General features: G+C 73.5%; 17 protein-coding genes. 13 read left to right on the top strand and 4 right to left on the bottom strand.

The genetic code is table 11. The features are described 5' to 3' along the window. The first annotated feature begins 10 nt into the window (after window positions 1–10). Together glmM and ABD709_RS09350 are read left to right on the top strand one after the other, a co-directional pair. On the top strand, window positions 11–1,360 hold the full coding sequence (glmM, locus tag ABD709_RS09345) for a phosphoglucosamine mutase (protein WP_344774614.1): 1,350 nt from the start codon (window positions 11–13) through the stop codon (window positions 1,358–1,360). Continuing rightward, window positions 1,357–1,977: a hypothetical protein gene (locus tag ABD709_RS09350; protein WP_344774616.1), complete on the top strand. Its 621-nt coding sequence runs from the start codon at window positions 1,357–1,359 to the stop codon at window positions 1,975–1,977. Before glmM ends, ABD709_RS09350 begins: the two co-directional genes overlap by 4 nt. Window positions 1,978–1,986: 9 nt before the next feature. On the opposite strand, the gene coaA is transcribed toward ABD709_RS09350, so the two are convergent. Continuing rightward, entirely contained in the window at window positions 1,987–2,943 is a 957-nt protein-coding gene (gene coaA, locus ABD709_RS09355; protein ID WP_344774618.1) for a type I pantothenate kinase, read from the bottom strand. Window positions 2,944–3,028: 85 nt separating this feature from the next. Here coaA and glmS point away from each other — a divergent pair, with 85 nt between their 5' ends. The 10 genes from glmS to tsaD all read left to right on the top strand — a co-directional run bounded on the left by glmS (window position 3,029) and on the right by tsaD (window position 13,654). Beyond that, on the top strand, window positions 3,029–4,873 hold the full coding sequence (glmS, locus tag ABD709_RS09360) for a glutamine--fructose-6-phosphate transaminase (isomerizing) (protein WP_344774620.1): 1,845 nt from the start codon (window positions 3,029–3,031) through the stop codon (window positions 4,871–4,873). A 9-nt stretch (window positions 4,874–4,882) separates the two neighbouring features. Beyond that, entirely contained in the window at window positions 4,883–5,236 is a 354-nt protein-coding gene (locus ABD709_RS09365) for a holo-ACP synthase (RefSeq protein WP_344774622.1), read from the top strand. 150 nt (window positions 5,237–5,386) lie between these two features. Next, window positions 5,387–6,817, top strand: a complete 1,431-nt coding sequence (locus ABD709_RS09370) for an NAD(P)H-hydrate dehydratase (protein WP_344774624.1) — start codon at window positions 5,387–5,389, stop codon at window positions 6,815–6,817. A gap of 15 nt (window positions 6,818–6,832) precedes the next feature. Continuing rightward, window positions 6,833–7,987 (top strand): alanine racemase, encoded by a 1,155-nt coding sequence (gene alr / locus ABD709_RS09375; protein ID WP_344774626.1) that lies wholly within the window; start codon window positions 6,833–6,835, stop codon window positions 7,985–7,987. Next, the gene (locus tag ABD709_RS09380) at window positions 7,984–9,072 is read left to right on the top strand and encodes an alpha/beta fold hydrolase (RefSeq protein ID WP_344774628.1); all 1,089 of its coding nucleotides are present in this window, start codon (window positions 7,984–7,986) and stop codon (window positions 9,070–9,072) included. The genes alr and ABD709_RS09380 overlap by 4 nt, the downstream gene beginning before the upstream one ends. Further along, window positions 9,069–10,028, top strand: a complete 960-nt coding sequence (gene tsaE / locus ABD709_RS09385) for a tRNA (adenosine(37)-N6)-threonylcarbamoyltransferase complex ATPase subunit type 1 TsaE (protein ID WP_344774630.1) — start codon at window positions 9,069–9,071, stop codon at window positions 10,026–10,028. The genes ABD709_RS09380 and tsaE overlap by 4 nt, the downstream gene beginning before the upstream one ends. A gap of 266 nt (window positions 10,029–10,294) precedes the next feature. Beyond that, window positions 10,295–11,446: a glycoside hydrolase family 16 protein gene (locus ABD709_RS09390; RefSeq protein WP_344774632.1), complete on the top strand. Its 1,152-nt coding sequence runs from the start codon at window positions 10,295–10,297 to the stop codon at window positions 11,444–11,446. Window positions 11,447–11,482: 36 nt separating this feature from the next. Continuing rightward, window positions 11,483–12,148 (top strand): tRNA (adenosine(37)-N6)-threonylcarbamoyltransferase complex dimerization subunit type 1 TsaB, encoded by a 666-nt coding sequence (gene tsaB / locus ABD709_RS09395; protein WP_344774634.1) that lies wholly within the window; start codon window positions 11,483–11,485, stop codon window positions 12,146–12,148. After that, complete coding sequence (rimI, locus tag ABD709_RS09400) at window positions 12,145–12,594, top strand: ribosomal protein S18-alanine N-acetyltransferase (RefSeq protein WP_344774636.1); 450 nt, start codon at window positions 12,145–12,147, stop codon at window positions 12,592–12,594. The genes tsaB and rimI overlap by 4 nt, the downstream gene beginning before the upstream one ends. A 10-nt stretch (window positions 12,595–12,604) precedes the next feature. Next, complete coding sequence (gene tsaD / locus ABD709_RS09405; RefSeq protein ID WP_344774910.1) at window positions 12,605–13,654, top strand: tRNA (adenosine(37)-N6)-threonylcarbamoyltransferase complex transferase subunit TsaD; 1,050 nt, start codon at window positions 12,605–12,607, stop codon at window positions 13,652–13,654. Window positions 13,655–13,664: 10 nt separating this feature from the next. Here the strand turns inward: tsaD and ABD709_RS09410 are convergent, their stop codons facing one another. After that, window positions 13,665–14,921, bottom strand: a complete 1,257-nt coding sequence (locus tag ABD709_RS09410; RefSeq protein ID WP_344774638.1) for a hypothetical protein — start codon at window positions 14,919–14,921, stop codon at window positions 13,665–13,667. Continuing rightward, a complete protein-coding gene (locus ABD709_RS09415; protein ID WP_344774640.1) occupies window positions 14,921–15,346 on the bottom strand; it encodes a hypothetical protein in 426 nt (141 codons plus the stop codon). Before ABD709_RS09415 ends, ABD709_RS09410 begins: the two co-directional genes overlap by 1 nt. Before the next feature lie 147 nt (window positions 15,347–15,493). Between ABD709_RS09415 and ABD709_RS09420 the strand changes: the two genes are divergently transcribed. Continuing rightward, complete coding sequence (locus tag ABD709_RS09420) at window positions 15,494–16,096, top strand: hypothetical protein (RefSeq protein WP_344774642.1); 603 nt, start codon at window positions 15,494–15,496, stop codon at window positions 16,094–16,096. 12 nt (window positions 16,097–16,108) lie between these two features. Here the strand turns inward: ABD709_RS09420 and ABD709_RS09425 are convergent, their stop codons facing one another. Continuing rightward, window positions 16,109–17,260 (bottom strand): TolB-like translocation protein, encoded by a 1,152-nt coding sequence (locus ABD709_RS09425; RefSeq protein ID WP_344774644.1) that lies wholly within the window; start codon window positions 17,258–17,260, stop codon window positions 16,109–16,111. Window position 17,261: the final 1 nt, after the last annotated feature.

Genomic DNA, 17,261 nt, shown 5'->3' on the forward strand with positions numbered 1-17,261 from the left:
CGCGCTGCGCATGACGCGCATCTTCGGCACCGACGGGGTCCGGGGCCTGGCGAACGGTCAGCTGACCGGGGAGCTGGCCCTGGACCTCGGCGTTGCTGCCGCCCGGGTCCTCGTCGAGCACGAGGAGTACGGCGAGGGCCGCGAGCGTCCGCTGGCGGTCGTCGGCCGGGACACCCGGATCTCGGGTCAGTTCCTCGAGCACGCGGTCGTCGCGGGGCTCGCCTCCGCCGGGGTGGACGTGCTCCGGCTGCGGGTGCTGCCGACCCCGGGGGTCGCCTACTTCACCGACGCGCTCGGCGCCGACGTCGGCGTGGTCATCAGCGCCTCCCACAACCCGATGCCGGACAACGGCATCAAGTTCCTCGCCCGCGGCGGGGTCAAGCTCGACGACGCGCTGGAGCGCGAGATCGAGGACCACATCGGGCGTGACTGGGAGCGGCCCACGGGTGCGGCGGTGGGGCGCGTGACGCCGTACGGGCCGACGGTGGCGGAGTACGCCGCCCACCTGGTCTCGACCCTCGACAAGCCGCTGACGGGCCTCAAGGTCGTCCTCGACTGCGCGCACGGCGCGGCCAGCGTCGTCGGACCCCGCGCGCTGCGCGACGCGGGCGCCGAGGTGGTCGCGATCGGCGCCGAGCCCGACGGGCTCAACATCAACGACGGCTGCGGGTCCACCCACCTCGAGCCGCTCCGCAAGGCCGTGCTCGAGCACGGCGCCGACGCCGGTTTCGCGGTGGACGGCGACGCCGACCGGTGCCTCGCCGTCGACCACACCGGCGAGGTCGTCGACGGCGACCAGATCATGGCCGTCCTCGCGCTGGCGATGAACGAGACCGGCCGGCTGGTCGAGAGCACCCTGGTCGCGACGGTGATGAGCAACCTCGGCCTGGTCCGGGCCATGGAGGCCGGCGGGGTGACCGTCCGGCAGACCGGCGTGGGCGACCGCTACGTGCTCGAGGACATGCGCTCGGGCGGCTACAACCTCGGCGGCGAGCAGTCCGGTCACGTGATCCTCCGCGACCACGCGACGACCGGCGACGGCCTGCTGACCGCGCTGCACGTGATGCAGCGGATGGTGGTCACCGGCTCGTCGCTGCGCGACCTGGCCGCGGTGATGACCCGGTTCCCGCAGGTGCTCGTGAACGTGCCCGGCGTCGACAAGGACCGCACCGACGACGAGGTCCTGCTCGCCGCGGTGGCCGAGGCCGAGACCGAGCTCGGCGACACCGGTCGCGTGCTGCTGCGCCCGTCCGGCACCGAGCCGCTCGTGCGGGTGATGGTCGAGGCCGCCACCGCCGAGCGGGCCTCGTCGGTCGCCGAGGGCCTGGCCGCCGTCGTGCGTGAGCGGCTGGCCCTTTGAGCCGACGGTCGGCGTACGTCGTCGCGCTGGTCGCGGTCGCCGTGGTCGGAGCCGTCGCCGGGGTCTGGCTCGCCCTGGCCTCGGGCGGGGGATCGGGCACCGACGCCGGTCCGGTCGGCCCGTCGAGCACGACGAGCACGACGAGCGACGCGACCGCCCCGACGACCCCCAGCACCCCGGCCAGCAGTGGGCCACCCGAGGCGCTGGAACAGGTGTTCCCCTCCATGGCCGCCCAGGACTGCGCCCAGGACACCCAGTCGGAGGCGACCGAGGTGCCGGGTCGGCTCCGGCGCTGGCGGTGCACCGCGGACTACGACGGAGCGGGCGCGACCATCTTCTACTCGGAGTGGACCACGAGCGTCGCCGCGGTGTCCTATGCCGACTCCTGGACCGACGGCAGCTACGCCCGCACCGGCGGCAGCGACCGGGCCGGCGACGGGCTCCTGCGCTGGGCCGGGACCAACGAGGGTTACTTCAAGCTCACCTGGACCTACGTGGACGCGCCCTACAGCGTGACGGTCGTCCTCCCGCGTGCGGAGCGGCCCACCACCGACGAGGTGCTGGCGTCGGGACTGATCGAGCTGTCGCCCCCGCAGGACGTCGCCCCGAGCCCGTAGCCGCTCGGATCAGATCTTGCGCAGCCGCACGTAGCGCACCGAGTGGTCGGCGTCCTTGCGCAGCACGAGCGTGGCCCGGGCGCGGGTGGGCAGCACGTTCTCGATGAGGTTCGGGCCGTTGATGGTGTCCCAGATCCGGCGGGCCTCGTCGACCGCGGTGTCGTGGGTGAGGGCGGCGTACTTCGCGAAGTAGGAGTCGGGGTCGCGGAAGGCGGTCTCGCGGAGCTTGAGGAAGCGGTCGACGTACCAGTCGCGGACGTGGTTGACGGCCGCGTCGACGAAGATCGAGAAGTCGAAGAAGTCCGACAGGCCGAGGTTGGTGCGCCCGTCGCCGCGCTGGCGCGCCGGCTGGAGCACGTTGAGGCCCTCGAGGATCAGGATGTCGGGGCTCTTCACGACGATCCTCTCGTCGGGGACCACGTCGTAGATGAGGTGGGAGTAGACCGGGGCCTCGACCTCCTCCTTGCCCGACTTGATGTCGACCACGAACTTCATCAGCGCGCGTCGGTCGTAGGACTCCGGGAAGCCCTTGCGCTGCAGCAGGCCGCGGCGCTCGAGCTCGGCGTTGGGGTAGAGGAAGCCGTCGGTGGTCACCAGCGCGACGTTCGGGTGCTCCGGCCAGCGGGCGAGCATCTGCTGGAGCAGCCGGGCGGCCGTCGACTTCCCGACGGCGACCGAGCCGGCGAGCCCGATGACGAACGGTGTGCGCGGCGGGGTGCGGCGGTGCAGGAACTCCTCCTGGCGCCGGTGCAGCCGGCCCGCGGCCTCGACGTACAGGCTGAGCAGGCGCGAGAGCGGGAGGTAGACCGAGACCACCTCGTCGAGGTCCAGCTGGTCGCCCAGGCCCCGGATCCGGCGTACCTCCTCCTCGGTCAGCGGGCTCTCCGTCTCGGAGGCGAGCGCGGCCCAGGTGCTGCGGTCGAGCTCGAGGTACGGCGAGGACTCGTCGCCGTGGCCGCCTGACATGGTCGCGATTGTTACAGCAGGCAGTCAGGTCCGCCCCGTAGGGCCTGACCGGTGACACCCGTCGGTCCGATTAGAGTGGTCGCTCATGTGCGGGATCGTCGGGTACGTCGGGCCCCAGCGCGCGCAGGACGTCGTGATCGAGGGCCTGCGCCGGCTGGAGTACCGCGGCTACGACTCCGCCGGGATCGCCGTCGTGCACGACGGTCGGCTGGCGATGGCCAAGCGCGCCGGGAAGCTGGCGAACCTGGAGAAGGCGCTCGTGGAGCACGAGCTGCCCCCGGCCACGATCGGCATCGGCCACACCCGGTGGGCGACGCACGGGCCGCCCAACGACGCCAACGCCCACCCGCACGCGGGCGGCGCCCGCCGGGTTGCGCTGGTGCACAACGGCATCATCGAGAACTTCGCCGAGCTGCGGGCCCGGATCGAGGCCGACGACCACGTCTTCCTCTCCGACACCGACACCGAGATCGCCGCGCACCTCGTCGAGCTGCAGGTCGCGTCCGGCGTCGACCTGGCGACCGCGATGCAGCGTGTCTGCCAGCAGCTGGACGGCGCGTTCACGCTGGTCGCCATCGACGCCGAGGACCCGGACACGGTCGTCGCCGCGCGCCGGAACTCCCCGCTCGTCGTGGGCCTCGGTGACGGCGAGAACTTCCTCGGCTCCGACGTCGCCGCGTTCATCGAGCACACCCGCGAGGCGCTGGAGCTCGGCCAGGACCAGATCGTCGTGATGACGCGGGACGACGTACTCGTCACCGACTTCCACGGCAACCCCGTCGAGGCCGAGCGCTTCCACGTCAGCTGGGACCTGTCCGCGGCCGAGAAGGACGGCCACGACTGGTTCATGCGCAAGGAGATCTACGAGCAGCCGCGCGCGGTCGCCGACTCGCTGATCGGCCGGCGCGGGCTCGGAGGGCTGCTGCAGCTCGACGAGATGCGCCTCGACGACGACGAGATCCGCGAGCTCGACAAGATCATCATCATCGCCTGCGGCACGTCGTTCTATGCCGGCATGGTCGCGAAGTACGCGATCGAGCACTGGACCCGCACGCCGGTCGAGGTCGAGCTCGCCTCGGAGTTCCGCTACCGCGACCCGATCGTCGACAACAGCACGCTCGTGGTCGCCATCTCGCAGTCCGGCGAGACCGCCGACACGCTGCAGGCGATCCGGCACGCCCGGTCCCAGCGGGCCAAGGTGCTCGCGATCTGCAACACCAACGGGTCATCGATCCCGCGCGAGTCCGACGCCGTGATCTACACCCACGCCGGACCGGAGATCGGTGTGGCCTCGACCAAGGGCTTCCTCACCCAGCTGGTCGCGTGCTACCTGCTGGCGCTCTACGTCGCCCAGGTCAAGGGCACCCGGTTCGGCGACGAGATCGACGAGATCATGAACCAGCTCGAGAGCATGCCCGAGCACATCGAGACGGTGCTCGAGGGCGCCGAGGCGGTCTACGCGCTCGCGCGGGAGCACGTCGGCACCCGGTCGGTGCTGTTCCTGGGCCGGCACGCCGGCTACCCCGTCGCGCTGGAGGGCGCGCTGAAGCTCAAGGAGCTCGCCTACCTGCACGCCGAGGGGTTCGCCGCCGGCGAGCTCAAGCACGGGCCGATCGCGCTGGTGGAGGAGGGCCTGCCGGTGCTGTGCGTCGTACCGCCGCGGGGCCGCGACAGCCTGCACGGCAAGATGCTGAGCGGCATCCAGGAGGTCCGCGCCCGCGGCGCGCGGACCATCTGCCTGGTCGAGGAGGGCGACACCGCGATCGAGCCCTACGCCGACAGCCTGATCCGGCTCCCGCAGGTCCCCGTGCTGCTGCAGCCGCTCGTCGCGATCGTCCCGCTGCAGCTGTTCGCCTGCGAGCTCGCGACCGCGCTCGGGCACGACGTCGACCAGCCCCGCAACCTCGCCAAGTCCGTCACCGTCGAGTAGGGGAGCGGCATGGCGGTCGTGGGGGTCGGCATCGATGTGTGCGACATCGACCGGTTCGCCGCCGCGCTCGAGCGCACCCCGGCGCTGCGCACGAAGCTGTTCACCGGCGGCGAGCTCGACCTCCCGGTGTCCTCCCTCGCCGCCCGGTTCGCCGCGAAGGAGGCGGTCGCCAAGGCCCTCGGCGTCCCCCGCGGCATGCGCTGGCACGACTGCGAGATCCTCGCCGAGGACTCCGGCCGCCCCCACCTCGACCTCCGCGGCACCGTCAAGGCGGCCGCCGACGCCCTCGGCGTACGCTCCGCCCACCTCTCCCTCTCCCACGACGCCGGTATCGCCTCCGCCGTCGTCGTCCTGGAGAGTTGAACCCTCACTTGGGGCGGGTCGAACCCTCACTTGGGGCGGGTCGAACCGTCAGTTGTGGCGGCTCGAACCCTCACTTGGGGCGGGTCGAACCCTCACTTGGGGCGGGTCGAACCGTCAGTTGTGGCGGCTCGAGCCCCTAGCGTGGGGGGCGTGATCCAGGCGCACACGGTCGAGCAGGTGCGGGCAGCGGAGGCCGAGCTGATGGCGCGCGTGCCGGCAGGGACGCTGATGCAGCGGGCGGCCTACGGGTTGGCCTACGCGGTCGTCGATTTCCTCGCGGGCGCGTACGGACGGCGCGTGGTGCTGCTGGTCGGGTCGGGGGACAACGGCGGCGATGCGCTGTACGCCGGCGCGGTGCTCGCGCGACGCGGGGCGTACGTCGAGGCGTGGCTGCTGTCGGACAGCGCCCACAAGGGCGGCGTCGCTGCCCTCCGCGGCGCCGGAGGGCGCGTACGGCGTACCGAACCGACGGGTCGACGTGCTCCAACTGACGGTTCGACGGGCTCGAACCCACGGTTCGACGTGGTGGTGGACGGGATCGTGGGGATCGGGGGGCGGCCGGGGCTGCGGGAGGAGGCGGCCGCGGCGCTGGACCGGCTGGCGGGGGTGCCGCTGGTCGCGGTGGACACGCCGTCGGGGGTCGACGTCGACACGGGGGAGACGCCGGAGCCGCACGCGGTCGCGGACGTCACGGTCACGTTCGGCACCCACAAGGTGGCGCACCTCGTCGACCCGGCGGCGGGGGCGGCCGGCGTGGTCCAGCTGGTCGACATCGGCCTGGACCTGCCGCCCGCGGACGTCGAGGCCCTCCAGGCCGAGGACGTCGCGGCGCTGCTGCCGCGCCCCCACCCGGACGCGCAGAAGTACACCCGCGGCGTGGTCGGCGTCCGCGCCGGCTCCGCGACCTACCCCGGCGCCGGGCTGCTCAGCGTCTCCGGGGCGGCCTGCGGGCTCGCGGGGATGGTCCGCTACGTCGGCGACCAGGACGTCCACGACCTCGTCCACGAGCAGCACCCGGAGGTCGTCGGTGCCGGCCGGGTCCAGGCGTGGGTGGTCGGGTCCGGCAGCGCCGACGGCGCCGAGGGCACCCTGCGCGAGGCGCTCGCGGACGACGTACCCCTCGTCGTCGACGCCGACGCCCTCGCGTACGTCGACCTGGCGCACGGTCGACCGGTGGTCCTCACGCCGCACGCCGGCGAGCTCGCCACGATGCTCGGCTGCGAGCGCGTCGAGGTGGAGGACCGCCCGCTGCACCACGCCCGCACGGCCGCCGAGCGCTACGACGCGGTCGTCCTGCTCAAGGGCCGGCGCTCGCTGGTGGCCGCCCCCGACGGCCGGGTCCGGGTCAACCGGACGGGCACGCCCTGGCTCGCCACCGCGGGCGCGGGAGACGTGCTCGGGGGAGTCATCGGTGCGCTGCTCGCGGGCGGGCTGACGCCGTACGACGCCGCGTCCGCGGGCGCCTGGCTGCACGGCGCCGCGGCGACCCTCGCCGCGCAGGACGGCCCGATCGTCGCGGGTGACGTGGCTCGCGCGCTGCCGGCGGTGGCCGGCACCCTCCACACCTCGCCGCCCGGGTGATGGAAGGATCAGGGCATGCCCGATCCGGCCCGTGCCGAGATCGTCGTCGACCTGGCGGCGATCCGGCGGAACGTGCGCCGGCTGCGTGAGCTGACCGGCGTCGCGATGATCGCGGTGGTCAAGGCGGACGGCTACGGCCACGGGATGGTCGAGGCGGGCCGGGCCGCGCGCGAGGGCGGCGCCGAGTGGCTCGCCACGGCGACGATCGACGAGGCGCTGGCGTTGCGGGCCGCAGGCGACACAGGGCGGGTGCTCTGCTGGCTGGCGGTGCCCGGCGAGGACTACGTCGCGCCGATCGCGGCCGGCATCGACGTGACGGCGTACTCCGTCGCCGAGCTCGACGAGATCGCCGCCGCGGTCCGTGCCACGGGCGGCGGCCGGGCCCGGGTGCAGGTCAAGCTCGACACCGGGCTGTCCCGCGGCGGCGCGCCGCGCAGCGCCTGGCGCGAGGTCCTCGAGCACGCCCGGGCCGGGGAGCGGGACGGGCTCTGGACGGTCACCGGCCTCTGGTCGCACTTCGCGTGCAGCGACGAGCCCGAGCACCCCGCCAACGACGCGCAGGAGACCGCCTTCCGCGAGGCCCTCGCCCTCGCCGACGAGATCGGCCTGCGCCCCGAGCTGCGGCACCTCGCCAACTCCGCCGCTGCCGTGCTGCGGCCGTCGGCGCGCTTCGACGCGGTGCGCTGCGGGATCGCGATCTATGGTCTCGACCCGGCGCCCGGCCGCACCCACGACCTCGGCCTGACGCCCGCGATGACCGCCAGGGCCCGGCTCGCGATGGTCAAGGACCTCGACGCGGGCGCGTCGGTGTCCTACGGCCACATCTGGACCGCGGACCACGCGACCACGGTCGGTCTCGTCCCCGCCGGGTACGGCGACGGCATCCCGCGGCACGCCTCGGGCCGGGACCACGGGGCCGAGGTCGGCATCGGCGGCAAGCGGCGCCCGATCCGCGGCCGCGTGTGCATGGACCAGTTCGTGGTCGACCTCGACGGCGACCGGCCGGCCACCGGCGACGAGGTCGTCCTGTTCGGTGCGCCCGCGGCCGGCGTACCCACCGCCCAGGACTGGGCCGAGGCGTGCGGCACCATCAACTACGAGATCGTCACGAGGATCGGAGGTCGGATGCACCGCCGTCACGTCGACACCGACGCGGGGAGCGAGCGGTGACCGCGCGTCGCCGGATCCTCGGCTCGATCGCCGGTGCGGTCGGCATCGCCGCCGCCGGCGGGGCGGTCAGCCTGCTGCGCCAGCAGCGTCAGATCAGCCGGCGGGCGGGGGAGTCGATCGCGTTCGGCTCGCTCCGCTCGGCGCCCATCACGGTGCTGGCCGACGACGGTGTGCCGCTGCACGTCGAGGTCGACGAGGTCGACGAGGCAGTGGGCGGCGGCCGCTTCCTCCAGCGGATCCGCAGCTCACGGCCCGACGTCACCGTCGTGTTCGCCCACGGCTTCTGCCTCAACCTCGACTGCTGGCACTTCCAGCGCGCGGCCTACCGCAACCTGGTCCGCACGGTCTACTACGACCAGCGCTCGCACGGCCGCTCCGGCCGGTCCGACCGCGAGCACGCGACGATCGACCAGCTCGGCCACGACCTGAAGGCGGTCCTCGACGTCGCCGTGCCGGACGGCCCGGTCGTCCTCGTCGGGCACTCGATGGGCGGCATGTCGATCGTCTCCCTCGTCGAGAACTACCCCGAGCTGATCGGCGACAAAGTCGTCGGCGTCGGACTGATCTCGACGACGGCCGGCGGGCTCGACCCCAGCCGGATGCTGCTCCCGATGCTGCCGGCCCGGCTGAGCCGCCCGCTCGCCGGCGGCGCGATCCGCACCCTGCACCGCGGCCACCGAGCCGTCGACACCGCGCGACGGCTCGGCAAGGTCGTCGCCACCGTGACCACCGACCGGCTCGCCTTCGGCGACGAGGTCCCGCAGGGCTACGTCGAGTTCGTCGACCGGATGCTCTCGGCCACGCCGTTCGAGGTGGTCGCGGACTTCTTCCCCCACTTCTCCGGCCTGGACAAGTTCGACCACGTCGAGGCGCTCGGCCGGGTCGCGACGTCGGTCATCTGCGGCACGGCCGACCGGATCACCTCGATCGGGCACTCGCGCAAGCTCCACTCCCGGATCCCCGGCTCGCGGCTCCTGGAGTGCGAGGGCGCGGGCCACATGGTGCTGCTGGAGCGGCACGACCTCGTCAACGCCGAGCTCGACCAGCTGATCACCGCCGCCACCACGGGACACGCCGCCCGATGACCACCGACACCGCCACGCTCGTCGTCCGACGGGTCGGCCCCGACAGCGCGGACATCGTCGCCGCGCTCGTCCGCGAGGCGTTCGCGGACCGTGAGCCCCTGGACCCGCCGACGGCAGCGCTCGCCGAGACCCCCGAGTCGATGTCCCGGCTGCTCCAGGGCGCCGGCGGCCTGGTGGCCGAGCTCGACGGTCGCCCGGTCGGCACGCTCGTCCTCGACGAACAGCTGGAGCCCGGCGCGCTGCACCTGCGCCGGTTCGGCCTGACGCCGGCGGCGCGTGGCCAGGGCGTGGCCGGGGCGCTCGTCCGCGAGGCCCTGCTCGCCGCCGGCGAGCTCGACGTCGCCCGGATCGTGGTCGAGGCGCGCGAGGAACTGCCGGCGACGATCGCGTTCTGGCAGAGCCAGGGCTTCGTCGAGACCGCCCACCGGCCGCCGTACGTCGAGCTGGCGCGGCCGGTCCCCGTCGTCGTCGACGTGCCGGACCCCGACGCGATGCGGGCGCTGGCCGCGCGGGTGGCCGCGGTCGTGCGCCCCGGCGACGTGCTGGTGCTGAGCGGCGACCTCGGCGCCGGCAAGACCACGTTCACCCAGGGCCTCGGGGCCGCGCTCGGCGTCCGCGGCGACGTCACCTCGCCCACCTTCGTCATCGCCCGGGTGCACCCGCCGCTCGGCACCGGCCCCGCGCTGGTCCACGTCGACGCCTACCGCCTGGACGGGACCGCCGAGCTCGACGACCTCGACCTCGACACCGACCTCGACCAGGCCGTGACGGTCGTCGAGTGGGGTGCCGGCGTCGCCGAGGGCCTCTCCGACTCGCCGATGGAGATCCGCATCCATCGCGCCGCCGCGGACGACGCGGACGGCGACGACCACGACCCGCGCCGGGTCGAGATCGACCCGCTCGGTCCGCGCTGGCTCGACGTCGACCTCCCCGACTGGGCCCGCAACCTCCGATAGGTCCGGACGCATAGCCCGTTCGGGTGGTGCCGGCAGGCCCACCCGCACCGACCTGCCGGGATTGCCGAAAGAACCCCCCTCCTCCGGCCGATGCCTCCCCCGAGGACAACGAGAAGGCGTTGTCCCGGCGCCGCCCACGGACGGCGTGTGGATCGCACGTTCGGAGGGAGGCCTCGCCTATGCGCGGAGCCGCTGTCGTCATTGCTTGTCTTCTCGCCACGGTGCTGGTTCCGACGGACGCCGTCCCAGCCACGGCCGCTCAAGCGGTGACACTCGCAACGCCGAAGGTCAAGACGCACGGGACCGTCTTCACCGGTAGGGCGCCCACCGGCGTCAAGGTCCGGATCACTCGCCGCACGGACCACGGCTGGGTACGCATCGCCGTCACCCGTGCCGACCGCCGTGGTCACTTCCGGGTGCGGGCGAAGAGCCCGTCCAGCACCTGGCGGGTGCGCGCGGTCGCCGGCCGGCTCACGAGCCCGGTCCGCGTCGTGAAGCCGGTGGTCGCCGACCCCCCGCCGACCACGGACCCGACGGACCCGACGGACCCGACCACGGATCCCACCTCGGACCCAACCACGGACCCGACCACGGACCCCACCAGCACGCCGACCACGCCGGCCGCGCCGCCGAGCGACGCCTGCGGCGTCCGCCCCGCCAAGAGCGACGGGTCGTTCTGGTCCTGCACCTTCAACGACGAGTTCGACGGGACCACGCTCGACGCGAGCAAGTGGTCGATCGGGAAGTCGTCGTACAGCGGGATGACCACGGGCAACAAGGACTGCTACGTCGACGACGCCCAGACCGTCTTCCTCAAGGACGGCGACCTGGTGCTCAACGCCCGCCGCAACCTCTCAGCCTTCAAGTGCGCCACCCCGACGGGCGGCTTCTCCGCCACGTCGACCGGGGCGACCGTGACGAGCCGGGGCAAGTTCTCGCAGGCCTACGGCCGGTTCGAGTTCCGGGCGAAGTTCCCCGACATGGCCGGTGCCCCCGGGGCGCACTCGGCGCTGTGGATGTACCCCCCGACCCTCACCTACGGGCCGTGGCCGGCCTCGGGGGAGATCGACGTCGCGGAGTGGTTCAGCGCTCGCCCGGCGAACGTCTACCCGTCGGTGCACTACACGGGCGAGAACACCGCGCTGAGCACCGGCTACAACTGCCCGGTGACCGGGCGGTCCACCTCGTTCCACACCTATGCCGTGGAGTGGTCGCCGACGGTCATGAAGTTCTACTACGACGACAAGCTCTGCTACTCGCACTCGTGGACCCCGACCAACCTGACGGGTTCGCAGCCGTTCGACAAGCCGTTCTCGCTGGTGATGACCCAGGCCTGGGGCTACCTGTGGAACGCCCCGACGGCCGCGACGCCGAGCTCGGCACCCCTGGTGGTCGACTGGGTCCGGGCCTGGCAGTGAGGGAGCGGCGCCGGGCCGGGCGATAGCCTCGGCCCCGTGCTGCTCGCGTTCGACACCTCCTCGCCGACCGTCACCGTAGCCGTCCACGACGGCACCGACGTGGTCGCCGAGCTGGTGTCGGACGCGGCCATGCGGCACGGCGAGCAGCTGATGCCGCTGGTGAGGGACGCCCTCGCCCAGGCCGGCCTCGCGCCGCGCGACGTCACCGCCGTCGCCGTCGGCGCGGGGCCCGGGCCGTTCACCGGGCTGCGGGTCGGCCTGGTGACCGCCCGGACCCTGGGGCACGCGCTCTCCATCCCCGTGTACGGCGCCTGCTCGCTCGACGTCCTCGCGGTCGAGGCCGTCGCCACCGGCACCGTCGGTGCAGTCGGTGCGGTCGGTGCGGTCGGGGGCGCCTTCCTGGTCGCCACGGACGCCCGCCGCCGCGAGGTCTACCTGGCGTCGTACGACGAGCGCGGCACCCGGCTCGAGGGCCCCACCGTCTCGCGGCCGGCCGATGCCGCCTCGACCGGTCCGGTCGTCGGGGAGGGCGCAGCGCTCTACCCCGACCACTACCCCGACGGCCGGCAGCCGCTGCGCCCGAGCGCCGGGTGGCTGGCGCGGGCCGTCGCCGGGGAGCACGTCGAGCTGATCGACCCCGAGCCGCTCTACCTGCGCCGGCCGGACGCCGAGATCCCGCGCGCCCCCAAACCGGTCTCGTGACGATCGAGGTCCGGCCCGCGACCCCGGACGACGTGGAGCCGATCGCGACGCTCGACAACGACTCCTTCGCGATCGTGTGGTGGTCCCGCGAGATGACCGAGCAAGGTGTGACCGGGCAGGTGCCGGGCCTGTCCTACCTCGTGGCCGAGCACCGCGACGCGTTCGTCGGGTACGCCGCCGTCAGCGTCGTCGACGACGTGGCCGAGCTGCAGCGGATCGCGGTGCTCCCGGCGGCGCGCCGGCTCGGAGCCGGGGTCGCGCTGACCCGTGCGGCCGCGGACCACGCACGGCAGCAGGGCGCCGAGCGGATCCTGCTGGAGGTCCGTGAGGAGAACGACGCCGCGCGAGCCCTCTACGCCGGCACCGGCTTCCGCGAGATCGCCCGCCGCAAGCGGTACTTCCGCGACGGCGCCGACGCACTGGTCCTCGAGCGGCGCCTGGTTTGATGGGGGCGTGCTGACCGACGAGCCCCTGGTCCTGGGCATCGAGACCTCGTGCGACGAGACCGGCGTCGGCATCGTCCGCGGCCGCACGCTCCTCGCCGACGCCGTCGCGAGCAGCGTGGACGCGCACGCCCGGTTCGGCGGGGTGGTGCCCGAGGTGGCCAGCCGCGCGCACCTGGAGGCGATGGTCCCCACCCTCGACCGCGCGTGCGAGACCGCGGGCGTCGCCCTCGACGACGTCGACGCGATCGCCGTGACCAGCGGCCCCGGCCTCGCCGGCGCCCTGCTGGTCGGCGTCGCCGCGGCCAAGTCGCTCGCGTTCGCCCTCGGCAAGCCGCTGTACGGCGTCAACCACCTCGCGGCCCACGTCGCCGTCGACCAGCTCGAGCACGGGCCGCTGCCGGACCCCTGCCTCGCGCTGCTCGTCTCCGGCGGCCACTCCAGCCTGCTCCGCGTCGCGGACGTCACCGGCGACGTGGTGCCGCTCGGTGCGACCATCGACGACGCCGCCGGCGAGGCGTTCGACAAGGTCGCCCGGCTGCTCGGGCTGCCGTTCCCCGGCGGACCGCACATCGACCGGATGGCGCGCGAGGGCGACCAGGTCGCGATCGACTTCCCGCGCGGGCTCACCAGCCGTCGTGACCTCGAGCGGCACCGGTTCGACTTCTCCTTCTCCGGGCTCAAGACCGCCGTCGCGCGCTGGGTCGAGGCGCGCGAGCGCTCCGGTGAGCCGGTCCCCGTCGCCGACGTCGCCGCGTCCTTCCAGGAGGCGGTGTGCGACGTGCTGGTGCGCAAGGCCCTGGACGCCGCGGCCGCGGAGGGGATCGACGACCTGCTCATCGGCGGTGGGGTGGCCGCGAACTCCCGGCTGCGGGCGCTCGCCGGGGAGCGCGCGGCCGCGGTCGGCGTACGCGTCCGGGTGCCGCGACCCGGTCTCTGCACCGACAACGGTGCGATGGTGGCCGCCCTCGGCTCGTCGATGGTGGCCGCGGGCCGGCCGCCGTCGTCGCTGGACCTGCCGGCGGACTCCAGCCTGCCGGTGACGGAGGTGCTCGCCGGCTGAGCCGGCCGCCTCAGCCGATCACGCCGGGGAACTGGCCCTCGTCGTCGGTCCAGTCCCGCTCGACGTCGTAGATCTCCTTCTCGGCGTCGTCGTCGCCGTCCTTGCCGCGCCGTCCCCGGCCGCCGGCGCCCGCGGCGCCCACGCCGCGACCGGCGCCCCGGCCCACGGACTGGCCCGGCGCGAGCGAGCCACGCCCCGTGCCGCTGGTGCCGCCGGTGGCGCTCCGCCCGAGCACGCTGCCTGCGCCCGTGCGGGTGGTGCTGCCGATCGGCGCTCCGGCGGGCGCACCGGGCACGGTGACCGTGGCCGGTGTGCCCGAGAGCAGGCCCCGCAGACCGAGGCCGCCGAGCACCCCGAGGCCCGCCGTCCCGGCGGTGCCGGTCGTGGACGTGAAGGGCGACCCGGCGCCGGGGTCCCCGGACACCACGTCGGGCCCGTCGGAGCCGTCCCCGAACGGGTTCAGCGGCGAGGTCGGGCCGTCGCCGGCGCCGGGACCGGTCTGCCCGGGACCGGCCGGGTAGTCGTCCGGCCCCTTGCCGTCGCCCGGCCCCGTGGGGTGGTTCGTCGGCGTGGTCGTCGTGGTGGTGTCCGTCGGGATCGGCGTCGTGGTGTGCGTCGTGGGGTGGTCCTTCGGCCCGGAGTACGTCGGCCTGGTCCCCAGCGGGCCGCTGCCGCCGGTGCCCGCGTCCGTGCCCGACGACGAGGTACCGGTCGGGTCCTTGTCGTCGGAGTGGTCCGAGAGCCCGTAGAAGAACGCCGCGGCGCGGTCGTACTCCGCGTCCGTCTGCTCGACCTGGACCCGAGCCCGGTCGTCGGCGTCGTTGTAGGCCGAGACCTGCTGGTTGTAGACCGCGACCTTCGCGGCGTGCACCTTCATCGCGTGGATCTCGTCCGCGTCGCCGGTGTAGGGCCCGCCCTCCATCTGCGGCGGCCCCCCGGGCGCGGCCGCGGGCATGGTGTCGGCCTCCTGCTCGGTGGCGTGCATCGTGTCGCGCACCCGGCCCAGCACGCCGCTGGCCTTGTGCATGTTGCCGCTGTCGGTGACCACGCCGCGCTGGACCGACTCGATCACCAGCCGGGCCTGCTTCCCGACCTCGGAGTCCGGCCCGAACGAGTCACCGACGTCCTTCGCCGAGCTGCCGAGCTCGGTGCCGAGCGTCGCGAGGGTCGAGGCGCCGGCGTCCCAGGCGTCGATGGACCGCTGGACCTGGTGCCGGTCCATGCCCGCCCGGGTCTGGCGGAGCTTCGCGATGTAGTGGCCGGCCATCAGGCGTGCTCCTTCCGGTGGTGCTCGTTGAACGGGGTGGCGCCGTAGCCGAGCGCGTCGACCGCGCTCTTCCGCGCCGCCAGCGACGAGCCGGCGTCGTGGTCGGCGTCCTCGATGATCTGCTTCGCCTGGACGCACGCGGTCCGGAAGTTCAGCAGGTCGGTCTTGGTCTGGAGCAGTCGCTCGTAGGTCGCCCGGTGCGCACCGCGATAGCTCACGGCCAGGTTCGACGCCCGGTCACCGCCGCCGAACGCGTTGCCGGGGATCTCGCCCTCGCGCTCGAACGCAGCGGGCTTGAGCAGGTCGATCTGGCGGTCGATGTTGCGCACCAGGTCGTCGATCTTCGGAAGGGCCAGGTTGATCCCCTGCAGCGCCGAGGGCCCGGCCTGGACGGCTGCGCTGGTGAACGCGTCGAGTTGCAGCATCGTGGCAAATCCGTTTCCCGAGTTGGTTTGCGTGGAGGGCTTCCTACCGGTTGTCCGACTGCCGTCGACTACCCGCCATGTTGCACACTAAACGCGAAACCGCGGCCGTCGGTTGACCGGCCGGCGTGAACACGAGGAGAAGAACGCATGCGCTCTCGGGTGTGCATCGCGGCCGTTGTGGTGGTGGGCCTGGTCGCTCTCGCCGGCTGCTCCGACGACGACCCGGGTGACACCGCCGGGTCGGGCGGGAGCCCGAGCGGCTCCTCGCCGGCGTCGAGCTCGTCGGAGTCGAGCGCACCGCCGTCGTCCACGGCAACCACGGCGACGGGCCAGGAGGTCACGACCGACCTGGTCTCCTACAGCCTGCCCGCGGACCGGAGGTGGCACCTCCAGCGCGAGGGCCAGTCGGCGGCGTACTGGCCGCCGACGGGTGACCACTGGACCGTCTTCTACTCCGACTTCGTCGGTAGCACGCCGATCACCGCCCAGCAGCTGGCGCAGCAGGACCTGCAGTCCGCGCGCAACGACTACCCGGACGCGAAGCCTGCCGCCGACCGGACGGTCGACGGCGTGGACGGCTGGGTGATCGAGGCGAGCAAGGACACCTTCGGCGACCCGGTGCTGCACTACCGCTTCGGGGCCGTCGTGCACGACACCGACTGGGTGACGATCCAGTTCACGTTCCCCGAGGACACTCCCCAGACCCGGGCCGTCATCGACTCGGTGCTGGGGAGCGTCCGGTGGCGCTAGGTCGGGGCGGTCTCAGCCGGCGACCATCGTGAACGGGCTGCCGGCATCGGCGCTGCCCTTCACCGGGTCGGTGAGCTCGTCGATCGTGCCGTCGGGCTGCATCGCCATCAGGTGCCAGCTGGCGCCGTCGTAGGTGTCGAACACCAGCCGTCCGTCGCCCGACCAGGCCCAGCTCCCGATGAAGCCGCCCTCCGGTGCGAACTGGCCGGTCACGTGGCCGTCGGCGGCGTCGATCACCGAGATGGTCGTCGGGCCCAGGCCGTCGAAGTAGCTCGGCAGCCCGGCGACGTACTTGCCGTCCGGCGAGATCTGCTGCACCTGGTGGTCGCAGGTCGGCCCCCAAGCAGGGTCGGCGCCCGGGATGACCAGCTCGCTGCAGGTGTGGTCGTCGGCGACCTCGGTCAGGGCGGTGACCTGTCCGTCCTCGTCGGCGTCGAAGAACTTCAGCGCGCCCGGCACCGGGCTGTCCTGGATGCCGTGCGAGTCGTACGCCGTGCTGCCCTCGCCGAGCCCGCTGTTGAGGTACACGACGCAGCCGTCGACCGCCTCGTGGCAGTCCGGGCCGCCGGTCACGGCGCCGACCGTCCAGGCGATGGTCTCGCCGGCGGCGGCGAGGTCGACCTGTCCCATCGAGACCTGGCCGCCGTCCCAGCGGGTCATGACCTGGCCGTCGGTGCCGACCCAGGCGAGGGTGGTGTCCGCGTCGTTGACGGCGACCGCGCCGGTGGTGTCGAAGCTGTCGACGACCTGACCCTGCCCGTCGACGACGTCGGCCGTCGAGTACACCTCCCCGTCGTACCGGGTGCCGACCAGCTGGCCGTCCCAGAGGACGGCGCTGTCGTAGTCGTGCGGCAGGGTGACCTCGGTCCCGTCCGCGCGGTGCCAGGTGTCGCCCTGGACGTACTCGACGCCGCCGGTGTCGACGGCCTCCGTCGGCGTCGGGCCCGGGTCGCTCGTGGCGACGGGCGGCTCCGTGTGCACGGTGGTGCCGTTGCCGGCCGCGATCGCGGCGACCGGGATGATCACGGCAGCGGCGGCGAGCACGCCACCGGCGACCGCCATCCTGCGGTTGCGTCGGATCGTCATGGCCTTTCCCTTCACGGAGGTGAGGTCGAGCGGCGCCTCGTTGAGGTCGCGCACCCGAGCATCGAAGTCACGGCTCATC

This window comes from Nocardioides panacisoli (assembly GCF_039537325.1).
In the GTDB taxonomy this organism is placed as follows: domain Bacteria; phylum Actinomycetota; class Actinomycetes; order Propionibacteriales; family Nocardioidaceae; genus Nocardioides; species Nocardioides panacisoli.

Bases quoted from the DNA above. Each gene is read 5' to 3' on its own strand.
- alr (WP_344774626.1), top strand. From the start codon at position 6,833: ATGCCCGATCCGGCCCGTGCCGAGATCGTCGTCGACCTGGCGGCGATC.
- glmM (WP_344774614.1), top strand. From the start codon at position 11: ATGACGCGCATCTTCGGCACCGACGGGGTCCGGGGCCTGGCGAACGGT.
- coaA (WP_344774618.1), bottom strand. From the start codon at position 2,943: ATGTCAGGCGGCCACGGCGACGAGTCCTCGCCGTACCTCGAGCTCGAC.
- ABD709_RS09410 (WP_344774638.1), bottom strand. From the start codon at position 14,921: ATGGCCGGCCACTACATCGCGAAGCTCCGCCAGACCCGGGCGGGCATG.
- ABD709_RS09425 (WP_344774644.1), bottom strand. From the start codon at position 17,260: ATGAGCCGTGACTTCGATGCTCGGGTGCGCGACCTCAACGAGGCGCCG.
- ABD709_RS09415 (WP_344774640.1), bottom strand. From the start codon at position 15,346: ATGCTGCAACTCGACGCGTTCACCAGCGCAGCCGTCCAGGCCGGGCCC.
- ABD709_RS09365 (WP_344774622.1), top strand. From the start codon at position 4,883: ATGGCGGTCGTGGGGGTCGGCATCGATGTGTGCGACATCGACCGGTTC.
- ABD709_RS09420 (WP_344774642.1), top strand. From the start codon at position 15,494: ATGCGCTCTCGGGTGTGCATCGCGGCCGTTGTGGTGGTGGGCCTGGTC.
- tsaE (WP_344774630.1), top strand. From the start codon at position 9,069: ATGACCACCGACACCGCCACGCTCGTCGTCCGACGGGTCGGCCCCGAC.
- glmS (WP_344774620.1), top strand. From the start codon at position 3,029: ATGTGCGGGATCGTCGGGTACGTCGGGCCCCAGCGCGCGCAGGACGTC.